The sequence below is a fragment of the Streptomyces litmocidini genome (assembly GCF_014649755.1).
In the GTDB taxonomy this organism is placed as follows: domain Bacteria; phylum Actinomycetota; class Actinomycetes; order Streptomycetales; family Streptomycetaceae; genus Streptomyces; species Streptomyces litmocidini.
Genome location: NZ_BMTQ01000031.1, coordinates 18,911 through 34,944, shown reverse-complemented (window position 1 = coordinate 34,944; position 16,034 = coordinate 18,911). Strand labels below are relative to the sequence as shown.

12 protein-coding genes are annotated in these 16,034 nt (G+C 72.6%); 4 read left to right on the top strand and 8 right to left on the bottom strand.

The features are described 5' to 3' along the window. Positions 1–136: 136 nt before the first annotated feature. The gene (locus tag IE180_RS34800) at positions 137–1,366 is read right to left on the bottom strand and encodes an LCP family protein (protein WP_229861215.1); all 1,230 of its coding nucleotides are present in this window, start codon (positions 1,364–1,366) and stop codon (positions 137–139) included. A gap of 130 nt (positions 1,367–1,496) precedes the next feature. Between IE180_RS34800 and IE180_RS34795 the strand changes: the two genes are divergently transcribed. Beyond that, positions 1,497–2,030 carry an acyl-CoA thioesterase gene (locus tag IE180_RS34795; RefSeq protein ID WP_190160954.1) on the top strand — a complete coding sequence of 178 codons (534 nt, stop codon included), beginning with the start codon at positions 1,497–1,499 and terminating at the stop codon, positions 2,028–2,030. Between the two features lie 69 nt (positions 2,031–2,099). On the opposite strand, the gene IE180_RS34790 is transcribed toward IE180_RS34795, so the two are convergent. The 5 genes from IE180_RS34790 to IE180_RS34770 all read right to left on the bottom strand — a co-directional run bounded on the left by IE180_RS34790 (position 2,100) and on the right by IE180_RS34770 (position 9,849). Beyond that, complete coding sequence (locus IE180_RS34790) at positions 2,100–3,563, bottom strand: LCP family protein (RefSeq protein ID WP_444545790.1); 1,464 nt, start codon at positions 3,561–3,563, stop codon at positions 2,100–2,102. Positions 3,564–3,835: 272 nt separating this feature from the next. Further along, complete coding sequence (locus IE180_RS34785) at positions 3,836–5,581, bottom strand: LCP family protein (RefSeq protein WP_190160952.1); 1,746 nt, start codon at positions 5,579–5,581, stop codon at positions 3,836–3,838. Positions 5,582–5,630: 49 nt separating this feature from the next. Next, positions 5,631–7,358 (bottom strand): LCP family protein, encoded by a 1,728-nt coding sequence (locus IE180_RS34780; RefSeq protein ID WP_190160951.1) that lies wholly within the window; start codon positions 7,356–7,358, stop codon positions 5,631–5,633. A 230-nt stretch (positions 7,359–7,588) separates the two neighbouring features. Beyond that, positions 7,589–8,800, bottom strand: coding sequence for an LCP family protein (locus IE180_RS34775; protein WP_190160950.1), 1,212 nt, complete (start codon positions 8,798–8,800; stop codon positions 7,589–7,591). Between the two features lie 296 nt (positions 8,801–9,096). Beyond that, positions 9,097–9,849: a TIGR03089 family protein gene (locus tag IE180_RS34770; RefSeq protein WP_190160949.1), complete on the bottom strand. Its 753-nt coding sequence runs from the start codon at positions 9,847–9,849 to the stop codon at positions 9,097–9,099. A 137-nt stretch (positions 9,850–9,986) separates the two neighbouring features. Here IE180_RS34770 and IE180_RS34765 point away from each other — a divergent pair, with 137 nt between their 5' ends. The 3 genes from IE180_RS34765 (at position 9,987) to IE180_RS34755 (ending at position 13,629) form a co-directional block, all read left to right on the top strand. After that, the gene (locus IE180_RS34765) at positions 9,987–11,363 is read left to right on the top strand and encodes a peptidoglycan recognition protein family protein (RefSeq protein WP_190160948.1); all 1,377 of its coding nucleotides are present in this window, start codon (positions 9,987–9,989) and stop codon (positions 11,361–11,363) included. 116 nt (positions 11,364–11,479) lie between these two features. Beyond that, positions 11,480–12,562 (top strand): mannose-1-phosphate guanylyltransferase, encoded by a 1,083-nt coding sequence (gene manB, locus IE180_RS34760; protein ID WP_190160947.1) that lies wholly within the window; start codon positions 11,480–11,482, stop codon positions 12,560–12,562. Between the two features lie 125 nt (positions 12,563–12,687). Continuing rightward, on the top strand, positions 12,688–13,629 hold the full coding sequence (locus tag IE180_RS34755; RefSeq protein WP_190160946.1) for a DNA-3-methyladenine glycosylase family protein: 942 nt from the start codon (positions 12,688–12,690) through the stop codon (positions 13,627–13,629). A 6-nt stretch (positions 13,630–13,635) separates the two neighbouring features. Here the strand turns inward: IE180_RS34755 and IE180_RS34750 are convergent, their stop codons facing one another. Beyond that, on the bottom strand, positions 13,636–15,075 hold the full coding sequence (locus IE180_RS34750; RefSeq protein ID WP_373302857.1) for a coenzyme F420-0:L-glutamate ligase: 1,440 nt from the start codon (positions 15,073–15,075) through the stop codon (positions 13,636–13,638). After that, the gene (gene cofD / locus IE180_RS34745) at positions 15,072–16,028 is read right to left on the bottom strand and encodes a 2-phospho-L-lactate transferase (RefSeq protein ID WP_190160945.1); all 957 of its coding nucleotides are present in this window, start codon (positions 16,026–16,028) and stop codon (positions 15,072–15,074) included. Before cofD ends, IE180_RS34750 begins: the two co-directional genes overlap by 4 nt. Positions 16,029–16,034: the final 6 nt, after the last annotated feature.

The following is a 16,034-nucleotide window of genomic DNA, read 5'->3' as shown; positions in this document are numbered from 1 at the left end:
ATCTACGAGGGCACCAACCAGGTCCAGCGCATCGTCATGGCCCGCAACCTCCCGTAGCCGCGGACCGCGGCCTCCCGCGGGGGAGTGCGGCGAAGGGGCGCCCCCCGGCCGGAGGGCGCCCCTTTCCCGTCTCCGCTCAGCGGTTGGACTCGACGGTGACCTTCTCGTCGTTCTTGATCTGCTCGACGAGCTGCTTCACCTTCGGCATGTCCCACTTCAGGGAGTTCTGCGGCGCGGAGCCCGCGAGCGGCATGTTCATGGACTTGCCGTCGCCGCCGCTGATGCCCTTCATCGCGAAGAACATCTTCCCGAGGTCGTACAGCGACATGTCCTTGTCCACGATCAGCGTGTCCAGGCCGGCGCCGAGCGTCGGGTACAGCGCGAACGGGTTGAGGATCGTGCCCGGCGTCGCCGCCTGGTTCGCGAGGGCGGAGAGGAACTTCTGCTGGTTCTTCGTCCGCTGCAGGTCCGACTGGGCGAAGGCGTACCGGGTGCGGACGAAGGCCAGGGCCTGCTCGCCGTTGAGGGTCTGCGTGCCCGCCTGGAAGTCGGCGCCGGACTTCTTGTCCTTGAAGCCCTTGTCGATGTTCAGCTCGACGCCGCCGAGCGCGTCCACGATGTTCGCGAAGCCGGCGAAGCCGATCTCCGCGTAGTGGTCGATGTGCAGGCCGGTGTTGAACTCGACGGTCCGCACGAGCAGTTCGGGGCCGTCCATCGCGTAGGCCGCGTTCAGCTTGGAGCCGCCGCGGGCCGGGTACGACTTGCCCGACTCGGAGCCCACGAAGTTCGGGATCGTCACCCAGGAGTCACGGGGCAGCGAGACCATCGTGTTCCCGCTGGAGCAGGCCGCGAGGATCATCATCGAGTCGGTCCGCTTGCCCTCGGCGGAGCCGGTGTGGAGCTTCTTCTTCTCCTCGGCGGACATACCCTCGCGGCTGTCGGAGCCGACGATCAGGTACGTCGTGCAGTCGCCCTCCTCCGGCCGCTCGATGACCTTGGAGAGATCGACCTCGTTGCGCATCTGCGAAGAGGCCCAGGCGTAGGTGCCGATGCCCCAGCCGAGGACCGCCACGACCAGCACGATCGAGCCGATCTTGATCCGCTTGCGCCAGTCCGGCGCGGGCCGGCCGGGCCCCTGCGGGGCGTACTGCGGGGGCACGGTGCCCCGGCCGCCGCCCTGGGGGCCTCCGTAGACCTGGCCGGAGCTGTAACCGGAGTCGTACCCCTGGTTGTGCGCCTGCGTGAAGTTCGGGTGGTAACCCTGGTCATGGCCCTGGCCGCCGCGGGGCGGCTGCTGCGGAACCTGCGGCCGCTGCACATGGCTCATCCGGCGGGGTCCCTCGGGCTGATCGGGCCAGTCATTCATGCGGACCAGTGTGCCGGGCAGGGCTTTCCCGGCGACAGTCCGGGTGGAGGATCGGACCGGTGCTGTTGCCAAGCTGATGCAAAGCGGACCCGACGGGGACGGGGGCCGGACCCGGCATAAGGTGGAGGACATGACAGACCAGGGCGATATTCCGGGCAAGCCGACTTCCGCTTCCCGCACCACCCTCAGCCACATCATGACCAGCCACGACACCAACCTCCTGGGCACGGTGCACGGCGGCGTGATCATGAAGCTGGTGGACGACGCGGCGGGCGCCGTCGCGGGCCGGCACTCGGGCGGTCCGGCGGTCACCGCCTCGATGGACGAGATGGCCTTCCTCGAACCCGTACGGGTCGGGGACCTGCTGCACGTGAAGGCCCAGGTCAACTGGACCGGCCGCTCCTCCATGGAGGTCGGCGTGCGGGTCATGGCCGAGCGCTGGAACGAGTCCACGCCCGCCACCCAGGTCGGCTCCGCCTACCTCGTCTTCGCGGCCGTCGACGCGGAGGGCCGGCCGCGTCCCGTCCCCCAGGTCATCCCGGAGACCGAGCAGGACAAGCGCCGCAACCAGGAGGCGCAGATCCGCCGCACCCACCGGCTGGCCCGCCGCCAGGCGATCAAAGAACTCCGGGAACGCCGAGCGGCCGAGGGCTACGAGGACTGACCCCGCACCCTCCGCCGCGGACGCCGTCCCGCACGCGCGGCCCCGCCGCCCCGGGTGCCCGTCACGGCGTCACGGGCACACCACCTCGTCCCCCGTGACCGCCTCGAACGGCGCCCCCGAAGCCTCCGCCCGCACCGCCGTCACCCCCTTGTAGTCATCCCCCACGGTGACCCGCAGGGTCCCGCCGCGCCCCGGGACCTCCCGCAGCTCCGCCCCCGGCAGGGCGGCGGCCAGCGACTTCGCCGACCGGTCCCAGCGAGGGTCGTACTCGACGACGGTCCGCCCCCTCTCCCGCCCCGCCCCGGTCCTCGGCGTGCGCGTCGTGTCGAAGCCGGTCGCGCGCAGCGCGTCGTCGACCTTCCGCCCGAGACCGTCGGTCCGGGTCCCGTTGTAGACCTGCACGCGGACCGTCCGCGGCGGCACGTCCACGACGACCGCCTTGGGGGCCTTGGCGGAGGCCGGGGCCGTCGCCTTCTGCGGGGAGAGCGGCTGGTCCTCCCGTACCGCCTGGAACAGCTTCTGCGCCTTCGCCGCGTCCCACTTCACCGTCGAGCCGATGCCCTTCACGGGGAAGCTCATGTCCCCGATCGGCACGGACACGAACTCGGACGAGGCGGGGGTGAAGCCGTGCATCGCCTTGGCGAGGGCCAGGAGCTGATCCGTACCGAAGTCCTCGTCGGCCCGTACGGAGCTCAGCATCGTCGTCGCGACCTCACGGAACCGCACCGGGTTCAGCAGCACCCCGCCGTTCGTCATCCGCTCGATCAGCGCCGCCAGGAACCGCTGCTGCCGCTGCATCCGGCCGAGGTCGGCGGCCCCGTCGATGTGCCGGGAGCGCACGTACTGCAGGGCCTGCCCGCCGTCCAGCTCATGGGTGCCGGGGGAGAGGGCGAGCCCCGTGTACGGGTCCTTCAGGGCGCGCGTCGTGCAGATCTGCACCCCGCCGACGGCGTCGACGGTCCGCATGAAGCTGGTGAAGTCGACCTCCAGGTAGTGGTCGATCTTCACGCCGGTCATCGACTCGACGGTGCGGACGGTCAGTCCGGGGCCGCCCTCGGCGTAGGCCGCGTTCAGCTTCACCGGGTGCGCGTGGTGCTTCCTGCCGCTGTTCAGGTCGGTGTGCTCGGGCATCTCCGCGTACGAGTCACGGGGCAGGCTGACGACACTGGCCCGCTCCCGGTCCTCGGAGATGTGGACGAGCATGATGGTGTCGGTGCAGTGGCAGGGCTCGCCGCCGAGCCGGTACTTCGCCCTCTCCTCGGAGGTGATCCGGTCACGGCCGTCCGTGCCGACGAGCAGCACGTTCATCCCGTGTCCGGCCTGCGGCCGGTTCTTCATGTCCTTGAAGGGGTCGACCCGGGTGATCCCGGTGTCGAGGCCGGTCACGAGGGCGTGCCCGATCCCGCCCGCCGCGAGGACCGCCACGGAGAGCGCCGTCGCCGTCCGCATCCCCCACCGGGGCCGCCTCCGCCGGCGGACCGGTACGCGACGGGCGGCGGGCCGGGGACGGGGCGTGCGGGGCGGTGTGGGCACGGGCGGGCACCTCCGCGGGTGGGACAGGGGACCGTGAGCACGGTAGGCCCATACGATCAGCGCAAGGGCGCACCACCCGCTCGGCGCGCACCGGTGTCCCCCGTTCGCGGTAACGGGGCGGGCGATGAGCGACACGCCCCCGTCTCCGTGATGATGCGGGTCCTCGACGAGGAGCGGCATCGGCGCACCCCGGTCCGGCACCTGGGGACGAGCGAAGGCCGGGCCCGGAGAGGGACCCGGCCGTCGCCGTGTCGTACGGAGCGGAGCGGAGGTCAGTTCTTCGACTTGCCGTCCCACTTGTAGACCGAGTAGACGTCCATGCAGTCCGTCTTGTCGTCGGCGCCCTGCGGCAGGTCGCCGGCCTCGGTCTTCGGCTTCTTGTACGTGTCGCCCTCGCGCCAGTCGGCGCCCACGATCAGGGTGATGCCCTGCGCGTCGGCGGCGGTGTCGGGCCGGACGGCCGAGTCGGGCAGTCCGAGGGCCTTGGCCACGGACTGGGCGTTCGCCTTGCCCTGCTCGCCGCTCGCCTTCGGGTAGGTGACGACCGTGTCCTTGCGGCCCTCGCCCTCCTGGGTGGGCTCGGCCTGGGTGAAGCCCTTGTCCTGCAGGGCCGTCGCCATCTTCTTGGCCCGGCCCCCGGCGGGGGGCTGACCGTCGCCGTCGGTGCCGTTGACGACCGTGACGGCGATGGAGGACGGGGCCTCGGCGGCCTTCTTCGGCTTCGTCGTCTTCGACGGCTTCGGCTTGGCGTCGGCCGGGTCGCCGTTCTTGTCGAGGGCGACGTCGTTGCGGAGCAGCGACCACATCTTGTCGGCGGACGACGGGACCAGCTGCAGCCACTCCTTGGGCCGCTGCGGATACTCGACCGTCGGGACGGTGGCCGTGGTGAGCCGGTCCAGCTTCACGTTCTTGAACTGCATCGACAGGTCGTACAGCTTCTTCACGGAGCGGATCTCGTCGGAGACCTGGAGCGCCTTCGTGGCCGTTTCGGCCAGGCCGGTCAGCCTGCTGGTGTCGGTCCAGGCGTTCTGCTCCTGAAGCCGCTTCATCATGCCGTTCATGTACATGTGCTGGGCCTTGGCGCGGTTCTGGTCGCTGCCGAAGGCGTGCCGGGTGCGCAGCCACTGGAGGGCCTGCTCACCCTTGATCTCGTGGGAGCCCTCGGTCAGCCGGAGCCCGGAGCCGCCGTGCTGCGACGCGGTCGACCGGTCCCAGACGCCGGTCTTGACGCAGACCGGGACGCCGCCGACCTCGTCGGCCATCGCCACCACGCCGGCGAAGTCGACCATCATCCAGTGGTCGATGTAGACCCCGGTGAGGCTCTCCCAGGTGGTGAGGGTGCAGCCCGGACCGCCGCGCTGGAGCGACTCGTTGATGGGCCGGGTGTCGGTGGCGGCGTAGGACGTGCCGTCCTTGTCCTTGCACTCCGGGATGTGGACGACGGTGTCGCGCGGGATCGAGATGATCGAGGCGTTCTTCCGGTCCGCCGAGATGTGCAGCAGCATCTGCACGTCGGCGAGCGGCTTGCGGTTCTTGTCGTCCCGGCCGCCGCCGAGGGCGATGTTCTTCTCGTCGTTCCGGCTGTCGGAGCCGATGAGGAGGATGTTCAGCGGCGTGTCGCCGAGTGCGTTCGGCGCGGCGCGCTTCACGCCGCTGTCGCCGCCCGCGCGGCTGCCGCCGCGGATGTTGCCGTTCAGGTGCTCGTAGTACAGGTATCCGGCGCCGGCCGTGCCGAGTATCAGCAGCGACAGCGTGATCGCCGACCACCGCAGCACCTTGCGCTTGCCGGTCTTCTTGGCGCGGCGGCGCGCGGCGGCGCGTCCGCTCGGACCCGTGCCGCCGCCGCGCCGGCGCTCGGCGCGGGTCGGTGCCGAGCCGGCCTCCGTCTCCTCCTCGGGAGCGCCGTCCTGTGCGCCGGTCGCCTCGCCGGCGCCGTGCAGGTCGTCGTCCCAGCCCAGTTCACGGGCGCGCGGAACGCGTTTCCGCGTTCCCTCCCCACGCACGCTGCTCTGTCCCACCCCAGGTCCCCTCGTCAGTCAGTAGTGCCCAAGCCCCGGTGTCTCCGGGTCACTTGGCGCACACCTGCTTGTCAGCTGCTACCTTCTCCAGGCCCTTCGGCGCCTTTGCCGGTCCGGTGATGGGCATCCCCGCGCCCTTGAAGTCGGCGCCGAGGACGAGCGTCATGGGCTCGCGCTCCCCGGCGTCCTGCGTGCCCGGCTTGAGAGCCGTGGCCGGCAGACCCATCATGTCCGCGAGTTTGCGGGCCTGATCGGCCTGGTTCGGTGCGTACGTGAGCGTGGTCTTCGCGGCCTTCTCGGGGGCGTTGCTCTTGTTGGTGGAGCGGTTCACGCCCTGCTCGTTCTGCAGCCAGTTGATGGTCGACTGGGCCGCGCCGGTGACGCCGCTGCCGTTGTAGACGTCGACGCGCACCTCGGCCGCGGTGGACCGCGTGCCCTTGAGGAGCGCGGCCTGCGCGTTCTTGGCGTCCTGCTGCTTCTTCTTCACCTCGGTGAGCGAGGTGTCGGACTGGATCATCGCGAACAGCTGCGGTGCCTTCACCGGGTCGGGGACGACCGTCGCCCGGACCTTCTCGGCGGGGTTGTCGATGACCGGCAGGGTCGTGAACGCGATGTTCTTGGCGTCGATCGAGGACAGCTCGCGCGCCAGGTCCTGGAGCTTGGTGAGCGAGCCTATGCCGGAGTCGACGGTGAGGGCGCTCGTCGCCGCGTTGGCGAGGTCGTACAGCTTGCCCGGGTCGGTCAGCGTGTCGTCCGACTTCATCTGCCGGATCATCGAACTCAGGAACTGCTGCTGGACCTTGATGCGGTCCAGGTCGCTCTCGTTGCCGAAGCTGTGCCGGGTGCGGACGAAGGCGAGGGCCTGCTCGCCCTTGACGACCGATTCGCCGGCGGGGAGCTTCAGGTGCGACTTGGGGTCGTTCACGGCCTTCTCGACGCAGACCTTCACGCCTCCGACGGCGGTCGTCATCTCCTTGACGGCGTTGAAGTCGGCCATCATGAAGTGGTCGACCTCCACGCCGGTGAGCTCCTGGACCGTGCGCATGACGCAGCCGGGGTCGCGGCCGTCCTGGCCGAGGCTGACGTTGAAGCGGACGTCCGTCTGGGCGGGGATCGTCTTGATGCTCCCGTCGCCCTGACGCGACTGGCATTCGGGGATGTCGGTCTTCATGTCGCGCGGGATGGAGAGCGCCGTGGCGTTCGTCCGGTCCTTGGAGACGTGGAAGAGGATCGTGGTGTCGGCGTGGCCGGGGCTGTTCTTGTCGCCGTAGCCCGCGTTGCCCTCGCCGGTCCGCTTGTCGGTGCCGATGACCAGGATGTTGAAGGCCTTGCCCTTGGCGAAACCGGCGTTGGTGTTCTTGCCGACGACGTCGACGACGTCGAGGTTGCCGTTGAGCTTGTTGTAGATCGCGTACGCGCCGGCCGCGCCGCCCACGAGGACGAACGCCATCGTGCCGCCGGTCCACAGCAGGACCTTCTTCTTGCGGCTCGCGCCCTGCTTGCGTTTGCGGCGGCTCTGCGGGGGCACCTGGCCGCCCGGGGCCGGCTCCGGGGCACGGCGGCGGCGCTGGCCCGGGACGGGCGCCTCGGACGGCTCGCGGGCGGGTGCCGGCGCGGAGGCGGCGGGGGAGGATCTCCGGGTGCGGGGCGGAGTCTGCGCGGGTGACTGCCCAGCGGAGCGGTCCAGTCGCAGTTCGTAGTTGCCGGTCTGCGGGTTGAGGACCCACTGGTCGGCGGGGTCGATCTCCTCCGCCCGTCCACGGCTCTGCGCGTCCACGGTTACTCGAGTCCTCCGTCGGTGCCACGCGAGGCGCCTCCCCCACAGGGCGCCGCTCTCTCGGTCGTTCGATCCTTGCTGAGTGCGACCACGCGTCGGGGTGCACCGGATCGCGTCACACTATCCGCCCAGTTCAGCGTGGGGCGACGTCCGTGACAAATTCCACGCCCCTTACAACCGGGCAATTTGCCCAAACCTCATCGCTCGCCGCGTCCACCTTGGGGCGCCCTTTACTCGCACACCCCTTCCGCCGCGTTCCGGCCCGTGAAAGTGGGCGTCGCCGACGGCGGCGACGCCTCCGGGCCGTCGGGCTTCCCGTCTCCGCCCGTGCCCCCGCCCCGTTCTCCGTCCTTCTTCTCGCTCTCGGGCGTCACCAGGACGGGCTCGTCCTCGCGCAGGTGCCGGAAGAGGTCGTCCGCCGCGGGTTGCACCAGTTCGTCGCGGTTCGCGTCGTACCGGTAGGAGCGGCGCGGGACGGTGAGGAACTGCACCTTCTCGGTCGGAATGGCCCGCATGGCCCGCGCCAGGTCGTACAGGTCCCGCAGCGAGTCGAGCCCGGGGTCCGTGGTGATCGCCTTCGTGGCCGCGTCCAGGACCGGGTAGAGCTTGGTCGGGTTGAGCAGCACCCCGTCGCTCTGCACCTTGTTGACGAGGGCGCCGAGGAACTGCTGCTGGCGGTCCATCCGTTCGGTGTCGCTGCCGTTCCCGATCGACTTGCGGGCCCGTACGAAGCCGAGGGCCTGCTCCCCGTGGAGCGTCTGGCGGCCCGCGGGCAGCTTCAGCTTCGCGTCCCGGTCGTCCACCGGCTCCTTGAGGCAGACCTCCACCCCGTCCACCGCGTCCACCATCTTCTTGAAGCCCCGGAAGTCGATCACCATGTGGTGGTCGACCCGGATCCCGGTCAGCTTCTCGACGGTACGGATCGTGCACGCCGTGCCGCCGAACTCGAAGGCCCAGTTGAACTGCGCGAACTGCTCCCGGGTGCGGGTCCCGTCGGCCTTGCGGCAGCTCGGGATCGTCACCATCAGGTCGCGCGGCAGGGAGACGGCCGTCGCGCTCGACTTCCCCGCCGAGAGGTGCAGCAGGATCGTCGTGTCGGAGCGCTGGGTGCCCTTGTCCCTGCCGTACTTGCGGTTGCCCTCGCCGGCCCGGGTGTCCGAGCCGATGAGCAGGATGTTCCGCGCGGCCGAGGTGCCCGCCGGCGGGCGTTCCTTCTCGTACTTCTCCAGCTCGGCGGCGGCGGTGGTGTCGGTGGTGATGTTGTCGTCGAGCTTCCGGTAGAACCACCAGCCGACCCCGGCGGCGGCCAGCACGACGACCGCGACGCCGAGGGCCGTCCAGCGCAGCCAGTGGCGCCGGCGCGGCGCCTCCGGGGCGTCGGGAGCCCCGTCCTCCGCGGCCGGGGGCTCCGGTTCGGCCGGCGTGCCTGCGCGGTCCGTCACGTCTGGGTCCGTCCTTCGTGGCGTCGGCGGCGCGCCGGGCGTCCGCCGGTCACAGGAGGAGACGGCCGAACCCGACGCGTGGTTGTGCGGAAGGAGGTGACTCCCCCCGGCCGATCATGTACCGGAGGAGCGGTTTCTGGTGGTAGACCCGCGCCCAGGTGTGTCGGGGCGGATGCCGGAGCGTGACGGCCGGGCGCCGGGCCGATGCCGGTGGGCGCGTGCGGCCCGGCGGACGGCCGGGCGTGTTCGCCGAGCAGGAACCGGGACGGCGCGGAGGCCGTACCGGCAAGGGGGGCTCAGAGTGCCGTGTGGGTCACCCGCTCGCTCTCCACGCGCTTCTCCAGGGACTCGGGCGCCAGCTCGGTCAGGTTCCGGCAGAGCACCACCGAGCCGCCCGCCGCGAGGGGCGCGTACAGGCCCGCCGAGAGCCCGGCCCAGTCCCCGTAGCCCAGCCCGGAGAGCAGTCGGGAGCCGGGGGCGAGGCCGAGGGCCGCCGCGTCCGTGCGGGCCTCCTCGACGAGCTGGGTGCCGCTGCGTTCCGTACCGTCGACGACGAGCGCGGGGGCCTCCGGATCGACCGGTGCGAACGGGGCGAAACGGTCGCCCTGGCTCGGCACCTCGACCGCGTAGTCCGCGTATCCGGCGGGCGCGGCCGGGAAACGACGGCCCAGCGGGGCCAGGGAGAGCGCGATCCGCTCCCCGGAGCAGGCGAGACCCGCCTCCAGGGCGTCCGGTCCCGCCACCACGACGTCCGCGTCCGCCGGGTCGCCGCCGATCTCCGCGGTCACGCCGACGGACGAACAGGCGAGCAGCCAGACGGCGCTCTGCCAGTGCGCGGGCAGCAGCAGCGCGAGCCGGTCGCCGGGCCCGGCGGACAGCTCGCCCTGGAGCAGGTTCGCCGTCTTGGCCACCCAATTGGCGAAGGTGGCGACGGACAATTCCACCCGTTCACCGGTGGCGTCGTCGTAGAAGGTGACCAAGGGGCGGGCGGGGTCCGCGGCGAGCGCGGATCGCAGCAGGTCGGCAGGGGTGCGGTCGCTGGCGTTCACGCCGGACAGCGTACGCGGGAGGGCGCGCGGGGGTCCGCCGTACCGGTGACGGCGTCCTCCGGTCGGACCGACTGCCCGTCAGTTTCCGGGCCGTTTCCCGGCGCGCGGAACGCCCCGGCGGTACGCACGATCGGCCCATGCGTGCCTCACTCGCCTCCTCGATCGCCGTCACCTGCGCGGCGGTGCTCGCCCTGCCGGTCTCCCTCACCGCGCCGGCGGCGGCCACGGCACCACCCGCGGCCGCCCCCGCCCTGCCACCCGCGCCCGAACTGCCGGGCTCCACCCAGTCGCTGCCCCTCGAACCGCTCGGCTCCGCCACGCGCGCCCTGGGCGACGCGGCCGGCCCCGACGGGCAGGGGCTCACCCGACGCGACGTCAGGCCCTTCTCGCTCGTCGGCGTCGTCTGGGACGACCCGAGGGCCCCGCTGCACGGCACCGTGCAGGTCCGCACCCGCGCCACCGGCGGCGGCACCTGGTCGGAGTGGCAGGACGTGGAGACCCACAACGAGGAGCACGGTGCCGATCCCGACACCGCCGAGGGTTCCGCCCGGGCGCTCCGCGGCTCCACCGCCCCGCTGTGGGTGGGCGACTCGGACGGCGTCGAGATCCGCGTACGGGGGGAGGAACCGCTCCCGGCGGGCCTCCGGCTCGAACTGGTCGACCCGGGCGAGGACCCGACGACCGCACCGGAAGGGGCGGCTCCCCGCGTCCGGGGCGCCACGGCCCCTGCCGGCCGGGCCGGCGCGAGCGCGGCGGAAGAGGCCGCGAGCGCGGTGAACGCCCGCCTCGCGCCCTACGGAGCCACCTGGATCCCGGCCCTCTCGAAGGAGGAGACCGAACGCGAGGCCCGGGCCCTGTCGCAGGCGGCCCCCGCCGGTCCGGCCGCGGCCGCGGCGGCGAAGCCGTACATCGGACCCCGGCCCAAGATCATCACCCGCAAGGGGTGGGGCGCGGACGAACGCATCCGCGAGAAGGGCTTCGTCTACACGAAGACCATCAAGGCGGCCTTCGTCCACCACAGCGCCACCGGCAACAACTACAGCTGCAAGCAGGCCCCCTCCGTCCTCCGCAGTATCTACCGCTACCACGTCAAGAGCAGCGGCTGGCGGGACTTCGGCTACAACTTCGCCGTCGACAAGTGCGGAAACATCTACGAAGGCCGGGCCGGCGGCGTGGCCAAGCCGGTCATGGGCGCACACACCCTCGGCTTCAACACCAACAGCATGGGCATCGCCGTCCTCGGCACCTTCAGCCGCAGCGCCCCGCCGGCCGCCGCCGTGACCGCCATCGCCCGCCTGACGGCCTGGAAACTCGGGCTCCACGGGGTGAACCCGAAGGGAACGTCCTACCTGATCTCAGGAGGCGGAAACCTGTACAAGAAGGGCAAGAAGGTCCGGTTCAACGCCATCGCCGGACACCGCGACGGGTTCGCCACGGACTGCCCCGGCGGACGCCTGTACAACAAGCTCGGCACGGCCCGGACGAGCTCGGCGAAGTACCAGGGAAGGCCCTGACGGGGTCGCGGATGGGGCCGGGGAGGCAACCATCTGCATAAACTGACCGGTCATATCGCACGGACGACCGAGACGGGCGAGCTGACCGGCCCCGAACAGGAAGCAGAGACGACAAGGTGACAGAAGCGATACTCCTGGTCGGTGGCAAGGGCACACGGCTGCGACCCCTCACGGTCAACACGCCCAAACCCATGGTCCCGGCGGCGGGCGTCCCCTTCCTGACCCACCAGCTGGCCCGGGCCCGTGCCGCCGGCATCGAGCACATCGTGCTCGCCACCTCCTACCTGGCCGAGGTCTTCGAGCCGTACTTCGGCGACGGCTCCTCCCTCGGCCTCAGCCTGGAGTACGTCACCGAGGAGGAGCCGCTGGGCACCGGCGGCGCGATCCGCAACGTGGCCCCGCGCCTGCACTCGGGCCCCGACGACCCGGTCCTCATCTTCAACGGCGACATCCTCACGGGCCTCGACATCCAGGCCCTCGTCGACACCCACTCCTCCTCCGGTGCGGACGTCTCGCTCCACCTCACCCGGGTCGAGGACCCGCGCGCCTTCGGCCTGGTCCCCACGGACGGGACCGGCCGCGTCACCGCCTTCCTGGAGAAGCCGCAGACGCCCGAGGAGATCGTCACCGACCAGATCAACGCCGGTGCGTACGTCTTCAAGCGTTCGGTCATCGACGCGATCCCCACGGGCCGCCCGGTCTCGGTCGAGCGCGAGACCTTCCCCGAGCTCCTCTCCTCCGGAGCGCACCTCCAGGGCATGGTCGACTCCACGTACTGGCTGGACCTCGGCACCCCGCAGGCCTTCGTCCGCGGCTCCGCCGACCTGGTCCTCGGCCGTGCCCCCTCCCCGGCCGTCCCCGGCCGCTGCGGCGACCGCCTGGTCCTGCCGTCCGCGCGCGTCGCCCCGGACGCCAAGCTGACCGGCGGCACGGTCGTCTGCGCGGACGCGGTCGTCGGCGAGGGCGCCCGGGTGACCGGCTCCGCGCTCCTCGCGGGCGCGGTCGTCGAACCCGGCGCGGTGATCACGGACTCCCTGATCGGCGCGGGCGCCCGCATCGGCGCCCGTACGGTCGTCAGCGGAGCGGTCATCGGCGACGGGGCGCAGGTGGGACCGGACAACGAACTCCGCGAGGGCGTCCGGGTCTGGTGCGACGCCGCCCTCCCCGCCGGCACGATCCGCTTCTCCTCGGACCAGTAGCCCACACCCGCCCCCGCCGCGCGCCACGCCGGGCGGGCCCGGCCCGGCGCGGGCGCGCCCGGGTGCGGAGGGACGGGGCCGGGCACCGACCGGCAAGCGTGCCCCGCGCGGCTACGCTCGTACCCATGGCCGGCCGCTTCGCACCCAGACCCACCCGCACCACCGTGCGCGGCGGCGACACCCCCGGCACCCCGCCCGACCTCGGCCTCATCCTCGGCCCCCTCCGCCGCGGCCCCGCCGACCCCACCTTCCGGGTGACCCCGGACGGCTCGGTCTGGCGGGCCAGCCGCACTCCGGACGGCCCCGGCACCCTCCGCGTCCGGATCGAACGGGGGGAGGCCGCCGCCGAGGCGTGGGGCCCGGGAGCCGGCTGGCTCCTGGACCGCCTCCCCGGCCTCCTGGGCGCCGAGGACGACCCGACCGCCTTCGTCCCCCGCCACAGGCTGCTCCTGGCGACGCACCGCCGCCGCCCCGGTCTGCGCCTCACCCGCACGGGTCTGGTCCTGGAGTCGCTGATCCCGTCGATCCTGGAGCAGAAGGTCACGACGCACGAGGCCTACGGGTCGTGGCGGACGCTCGTGCGGAAGTACGGCGAGCCGGCCCCGGGCCCGGCGCCCGGAGGCATGCACGTGATGCCCGACGCCCGCACCTGGGCCCGGATCCCGTCCTGGGAGTGGCACCGCGCGAACGTCGACGGCAAGCGTTCGGCCACGATCGTCCGCGCGGCGCGGGTCGCGGCCCGTCTGGAGGAGGCCGCGCTCATGGACCCGCCGGCGGCCCGCGAGCGCCTGGAGCTGGTTCCGGGCATCGGCCCGTGGACGAGCGCCGAGACGGTCCAGCGCAGCAACGGCGCCCCGGACGAGGTCACCACCGGCGACCTGCACCTGCCGGGCATCGTCGGCTGGGCGCTCGCGGGCGACCGCACGACCGACGACGAGGCGATGCTGGAGCTCCTGGCCCCGTACGCGGGGCAGCGCCACCGCGCGGCCCGCCTGATCCTCCTCAGCGGCCGGGTGCCGCCGCGCCGGGCGCCCCGGATGACGCCGGGCGACATCACCCGGATCTGAGGACCGTCACCGCACCTCGACGAACTCCGAGGCGAGCCGCGCCGGCCGTTCCTTCGGCGGGGCCGCCGGGTGTCCGATGGCGACCGCGCCCATGGGGTCCCACTCCTCCGGCAGGCCGAGGACCTCCCGCACGACGTCCCGGCAGAACATCGTCGAGGACACCCAGGCCGAGCCGAGCCGCTCGCCGGCGAGCGCCACGAGGAAGTTCTGCACGCCCGCGCCCGTCGCCACGACGAACATCTCGCGTTCGGCGGCGTCCCGGCGCGGGTCGCCGTAGTGGTGGGAGCCGTCCATGACGAGGCAGGGCACGGCGAGGTAGGGCGCGTCGCGCAGGACGTCCCCGCGCCGGATCCGTTTCGCGACGGACTCCTCGGACTTGCCGTCCCGGCGCAGGTCCGCGATCCACGCGTCCCGCATCGCGTCGAGCAGCCGCGTCCGCGATCCCCGCGACTCCAGGAGGACGAACCGCCACGGCGTGGTGTGGTGCGGCGCCGGGGCCGTCACGGCGGCGGCGACCGCGCGCCGGACCGCCCCCGGGTCGACCGGCTCGTCGGTGAACTTCCGTACGGTCCGCCGCAGCGTCACCGCCTCCCGCACGGCCTCCGAGGTCCCGAGCCGGAACATGTCGTCGGCGGCGGAGCGTACGAGCGCCCGCGCGCCCTCCTCGCCGTCGTCGCCCACCACATGGGGCAGTCCGCGGACGACGGCGACGGGCAGCCCGGCCGCCTTGCCCTTCACCAGGTCGCCGGCGGCGGCGAGTTCGTCGGCGGTGGCGACCACGGTCGCGCTCAGCGGATTGCCGTGCGCGTCGGACCCGCCGCGCAGGTCGTCGAGGACCCGCACGCCGGCCGCGCCGATGGCCACGTCGGTGAGGCCGGTGCGCCAGGGCCGCCCGAAGGTGTCCGTGACGACGACGCCGACGTCGACGCCGAGTGCCTCGCGCAGCCCCGAACGGATGCGCCGCGCCGAGGCGTCGGGGTCCTCGGGCAGCAACAGCACGGTGCCGGAGGGGGTGTTGGAGGCGTCGACCCCGGCGGCGGCCATGACGAGCCCCTGCCGGTTCTCGACGATCCGCAGCGGACCGCGCCGCGCCACCACCCGTACCGTCTCGGCGTCGATGGCCTCCTCGCGGTCGTCGGCGGCGACCACCCGGCCCTCGGCCTTGCTCACGATCTTGGAGGTGACGAGCAGGACGTCCCCGTCGGCGAGTGCCGGCGACGCGGAGGCGATCAGCTTGGCCAGATCGTCCCCGGCGGCCACCTCGGGAATCCCGGCAAGCGCCCAGACCCGGTACGAGGGGACGCCGACTCCCGCCGCGCCGACTTCCGCGGTCCCGGTCGCCGCCGCGCCGACTCCTGCCGCGTCGGTCGCCTCCGCGCCGGCTCCCACCGCCTCGGTCGCCTCCGCGTCGGCCCCCTCCGCGCCCGTCGCCCCCGCCGCGGTCACCCCCGGACCTCCTCGGCCAGCGCCAGCGCCTCGCGCGCCATCGCGGCCGTCGCGTCCACGTCGGTCATCATCAGCGGCACCGCCCGGCAGGCGATGCCCGCCGCCTCGACCTCCGCGGCCGCGCCCGCGTCGACGGTGTCCACGAGCCAGCCGTCGACGAGTTCGGCGCCGTAGTGCAGGGCGACCGCCGCCGCCGTGGACTCCACGCCCACGGCCGCGAGCACCTTGTCGGCCATGCCGCGCACGGGGGCGTCGCCGACGATGGGGGAGAGGCCCACGACCGGCGCCCCGGCCGCGACGACCGCCTCACGGATCCCCGGCACGGCCAGGATCGTCCCGACGCTCACCACGGGGTTGGACGGCGGGAAGAGGATGACGTCCGCCCCGGCGATCGCCTCCAGGACGCCCGGCGCGGGCTTCGCGGTCTCCGCGCCGACCGGCACGACGGCCTTCGCGTCGACGGAGGCGCGCAGCTTCACCCAGTACTCCTGGAAGTGCACCGCGCGCCGCTCGCCGTCCACCTCGATCGCCACGTGCGTCTCGACGCGGTCGTCGGACATGGGGAGCAGGCGCACGCCGGGCTGCCAGCGGGCGCACAGCGCCTCGGTGACGGCGCTCAGCGGGTAGCCCGCGCCGAGCATCTGCGTGCGGACGATGTGGGTGGCGAAGTCGCGGTCGCCGAGGCCGAACCACTCGGGTCCGACCCCGTACGCCGCGAGCTCCTCCTTGACGGCGAAGGACTCGTCCGTACGTCCCCAGCCCTGCTCCTCGTTGATGCCACCGCCGAGGGTGTACATCACCGTGTCCAGGTCGGGGCAGACCTTCAGCCCGAAGAGATGGATGTCGTCACCGGTGTTGCCGATGACCGTGATCTCCGCGTCCGGCGCGGCCTGCTTGAGGCCGCGAAGGAAACGGGCACCACCGATGCCGCCGGCCAGAACCACAATGCGCATGCGCAG